This window comes from Brevibacterium sp., assembly GCF_022712115.1.
Classification (GTDB): domain Bacteria; phylum Actinomycetota; class Actinomycetes; order Actinomycetales; family Brevibacteriaceae; genus Brevibacterium; species Brevibacterium salitolerans.
In genome coordinates, this window is the sequence record NZ_JALAHB010000039.1 from 1 (window position 1) to 4,583 (window position 4,583).

The 4,583-nt window shown below is 72.8% G+C and carries 2 protein-coding genes and 1 pseudogene; 1 reads left to right on the forward strand and 2 read right to left on the reverse strand.

From position 1 onward, the window contains the following. Nucleotides 1-116 precede the first annotated feature (116 nt). A pseudogene (locus Q0A33_RS01970) lies at nt 117-761 on the forward strand (alpha/beta hydrolase); the annotation flags it as partial. A 59-nt stretch (nt 762-820) separates the two neighbouring features. On the opposite strand, the gene Q0A33_RS01975 reads toward Q0A33_RS01970, so the two are convergent. Beyond that, entirely contained in the window at nt 821-2,176 is a 1,356-nt protein-coding gene (locus Q0A33_RS01975) for a M1 family metallopeptidase (RefSeq protein WP_291792310.1), read from the reverse strand. A 22-nt stretch (nt 2,177-2,198) separates the two neighbouring features. Continuing rightward, on the reverse strand, nt 2,199-4,583 hold a 2,385-nt coding region (locus Q0A33_RS01980), incomplete at its 5' end, for a Pls/PosA family non-ribosomal peptide synthetase (protein ID WP_291792312.1).

The following is a 4,583-nucleotide window of genomic DNA, read 5'->3' on the forward strand; positions in this document are numbered from 1 at the left end:
CCCGTCATCCTGACGCCACCGGAGGCGCGTACCGTCCTCGTGAGACGAGAGCGGGGAGGCGTGCATGACAGAGGGGGCACCTCGGTGACGGCGGGCCGGCGGTGACGCGGAGCATAGTGCTCGTCCACGCGATCCGCTCCTCCCGCACCATGTGGAAGGGGCAGAAGCGCCGTCTCCGCGAGGCCGGCTTCGAGGTCCGCACCCCGGACCTGCCGGGGCACGGCCGGCGCCGCGGCGAGACGTTCACCCTGGAGGCCGCGTGGGCGACGATCGACCGTGCGGTCGCGGCCTGCGCCGAGCCGCCGCTGCTGGTGGGACTGTCCCTGGGCGGATTCCTCACGCTGAGCTGGGCCGCGCGGAACCCTCGTCGTCTGTCCGGCCTCGTCGCCGCCGACTGCACCATCGTGCCCGGTCCCGCGCTGGCCCGGATCTACGGTCTGTGGATGGTGCTCAAGGACCGGCTGCCGGGGGACGCGGACGCACGCGTGGCACGCTCCTTCGCCCGTGCGCACACCCGGAAGGCGGCGCAGCGCTACTACGGCGGAGGCCGGGCGGACAGCCTCATCCTCCGCTCCGTGGTGCGCGCGGTGGGAGGGCTCGATCCGCTTGCGGACGTCGCCGCGATCCAGGTCCCGCTCACCTTCGTCAACGGGGAGCACGACCCCTTCCGCCGCAACGAGGCGCAGTTCGTCGCCGCCGCGCCCCGGTGCCGGCTCGTGATCCTCGAGGACGCCGGCCACGTCGCGAACCTCTCCCGGCCCAAGCGGTTCACCAGGGTGCTCAGGGAAGCGGCCGAGGCGCCCGTGAGCACTCGGGGAGGTCAGCCCGGCAGCGCCGGCAGCGGCTTCTCGAACAGCCAGTCGTGCAGCAGTGTGCGGACGTCCGGCACCCGTGAGGTCTCCGCCCCGGCACCTGCTTCGTCCGCCTCACCGCAGACCGCCTGTGCCAGCTCGAGGAACTCCTCAGTAGTGCCGTGACCGTGCCGGTGCTCCTGCGTCCACGTCCGCAGCAGCCGGAAGAACGCCTCGTCCCCGGCGGCGGTGCGCAGGACGTGGAGGGCGAGCGCACCGCGCTTGTAGACCCGGTCGTCGAACATGTCCTCGGCACCGGGGTCCGTGAGCACCAGATCCTGCGGCAGCTCCGCCAGGCGCACATGGTGGTGCCGGGCCCGGGCCTCGGCGGAATCCCGGCCCGAGGCCTCGGACCACAGCCACTCCGCGTAGCAGGCGAAGCCCTCGTTGAGCCAGATGTCCGCCCACGCGCGCAACGTGACGGAATTGCCGAACCACTGGTGCGCGAGCTCATGGGCCACGAGCCGCTCCGCCTCCCAGTCCTGCGCGAGGTGATTGGGGCCGAGGATCGACAGGGGCTGGGACTCGAGCGGGATCTCGAGTTCGTCATCGGTGACGACGACGGTGTAGGAGGAGAACGGGAACGCCCCGAACCGCTCCTCGAACTCCCGCATCATCGCGTGCTGGACGGCCAGTGCCTCCTGCGCCCGGTCCCAGGTGCGCCGGCCGCAGGCCAGGGCCAGCGGCACGCGGGAGACGGCATGCGCACCCGGCAGCAGGGGGCCTCGGCGGTACTGGCCGATCTGCATGGTCGCGAGATAGGTGGCCAGCGGCTCCGCGGACTCCCACACCCACTCCGTGCGACCTGCCTTCCGGGTGGTGCCGGTGAGCTCCCCGTTGGAGATCGCGGTGTAGTCGGACTCGACCAGCACGGCACAGCGGAAGGTCGCCTTGGAGCCGGGGTGGTCCGTACAGGGGAACCAGGTCGCCGCGCCGTCGGGCTGTCCGGCGACGCGCACGCCGTCCTCGAGCTCCTCCCAGCCCACGTCGCCCCAGGTGCCCATCGCGGGACGGGGGTTGCCCGCGTAGTGGATCTCGAGGCTGACCTCCTCACCCGCGCGGAAGGGCCGCTGCCGGTCGCGGAGGACGAGGCGCCGGCGCAGATGCCGGAACCGGTGCTTCCGCCCGTCGACCAGCACCTTGGACACGGTCAGCCCCACGAGGTCGAGTTCGAGAGCGGGGGAGTCCTCGAGCACGCGCGCCCGGAGCACCGCCTTTCCGGCGAGCCGATTGGGCAGGATCCGGTAGTCGAGCTCGAGGTCGTAGTGGTCGACGGTCATGCCCGGCGTGCCGGAGCCGGGCGTGTAGGGGTCGATGGTGCGCATCCTGTGCAGGGCTTCCTCCTCGTCAGTCCGCGGCGACGACGGCCGGCGGGGCAGATGTGGGCGTGCCGGCCTTCGCGGGCCGCGTGGAGGAGTCCGGCAGAGGCGGCGCGTCGACCCACGGTATCACCGGGTTTCCGGTGAAGTAGGCGTCCGCCGGCACGAACTCGCCGCGCATCACCAGCGAGGACGGCCCCACCGTCGCAGCCCGTCCCAGGGAGGCCGCGGGCAGGATCACGCTGTTGGGTCCCAGCGTGGCACCTTCGTCCAGCTCCACGGCGTCGAGCGCCATGACCCGGTCGTGGAAGAGGTGGGTCTGGACGACGCAGCCGCGGTTGACGGTGGCGTTGTCGCCCAGCCGCACGAGGTCGGCCTCGGGCAGCCAGTAGGTCTCGCACCAGACCCCGTGGCCCACCCGCGCGCCCAGGGCGCGGAGATACCAGACCAGGGCGGGCGTGCCCACCGCCGTGCGGGCGAACCACGGCGCGGCCACGAGCTCCACGAAGCAGTCCGCGACCTCGGTCCGCCAGATGAAGGACGACCACAGCGGGTGCTCGCCCTCCCGGATCCGGCCCACCAGCAGCCATTTGGCGGCGACGGCCGTTCCTGCGGCGACGGCCCCCGCCGCCATCATGACGATGCCGGAGAGCGCGGCCGTGAACAGTGCGGGACCTGCGGGGGCGGAGACGGAGAGTTCTGCGCCCAGCCCCAGCAGGAGCAGCAGGGCGGAGAGCACACCGGCGACCATGATCCCGGCCACGAGGACGGAGATCCCGCGCAGCGTCTCCCACATCCCGCGCAGCACCCGCAGGCGGGCGGGCGGCTGATAGGTGAGGGATTCGTCCGCCTCGACCTCGCTGCGGCGCAGCTGCACCGGCGGCGAGCCGATCCAGGAGCTGCCCTTCTTCGCCCTGGCCGGCGCGGCGGAGAGCACGGCCACGAGGGAGTTCTTGCGCACGCGGCGGCCGGCGGCGGCCATGCCGGAGTTGCCCAGGAACGCCCGCTTGCCCACCTTGGCCCGGCCCACGCGCATCCAGCCGCGGCCCAGTTCGTAGGAGGCGACCATGGTGTCGTCGGCGAGGAAGGCACCGTCTGCGATCTCCGTCATGCAGGGGACGAGGAGCACCGTCGAGGCCTCCACGTCCCTGCCCACCTTCGCACCGAGGATCCGCAGCCAGATGGGGGTGAGCAGGCCGGCGTAGAGGGGGAACAGCAGGTCGCGGGACATGTCCATGATCCGCTCCGTGGCCCACACGCGGAAGCCCATCCACGAGCGGACGGGGAAGAGCCCCTCCTCCATCCCAAGGGCGAGGGTGCGCACGGCGAGGACGATGAGTGCCGCTGTGGTGAGGAACCAGCCGGCGGCGAGCGCCGGCGCCCAGAGGAGCAGGAGCAGCGGGTCTGCCAGCGCCTGCACCCCGGAGACCCCCACCATGAGCAGCAGGACCGGCACGGCGGCGAGGTAGGGGATCGCGGCGTGGAGGACGGAGCCGGCGGCGTAGAGGAGGAAGGGGGAGCGGCGGCGCCGCTGAGGAGGCTCCGGCCACACCGAGGCCTTCCGCCTGCCCACGCGCACGGCCGGCGAACCGGAGTACGTCTGGTTCTTCCGGCCCTTCCCGATCACCGCGGAGCCGGCCTCCACGTGTGCGCCGGGGCCCACCTTCGCACCGGGCATGAGCGTGGAGCGTGCACCCACGGTGGCCTCCGCACCCACGTGGATGGGCCCCAGCCGGAGGAGGTCGCCGTCCACCCACCAGCCTTTGAGGTCCACCTCGGGCTCGATCGCCGCGCCGGCCTCCACCGTGAGCATGCCCGTCACCGGCGGCACGGTGTGGAGGTCGACATCCGGGCCGATCCGGTTGCCCAGCATCCGCGCATAGGTGGTGACCCAGGGGGCTGAGGCCACGGAGACCGCCGCCGCGAGGTCCGCGATGTGTTCGGCCAGCCACAGGCGCACGTGGACGGAGCCGGAGCGCGGGTGGACGCCCGGCTTCACGCCGGCGAGCAGCAGGCGGGCGGCACCGGCGGAGAGCGCCATGCGGCCCCAGGAGGTGACGAAGACCAGCCAGAGGACGGCGATGAGCCACCAGGGCGTCATGACGGCTGCAGCCCCGGCCGTCGCTGCGACGTTGCTCAGCAGGAGCGCGAGCACCACCCATCGCATGGCGGAGAGGATGTGCACGGGGATGCCCAGCAGGGTCTGGAGGAACTGCATGGAGCGGGCGGTGCGCACCACGGTGCGGGTGGGCCGGGGTGCGGCGGCCGCACCCTCCTCCGCCGTGCAGAGCTCCACGAGCGCGCCGAACCGCGGACGGGCGTAGATGTCGCCCACCGTGACGGCCGGGTGCCGTGAGCGCAGCCGGGAGACCAGCTGAGCGGCGGCGAGCGAACCGCCGCCGCTCAGCTGGTC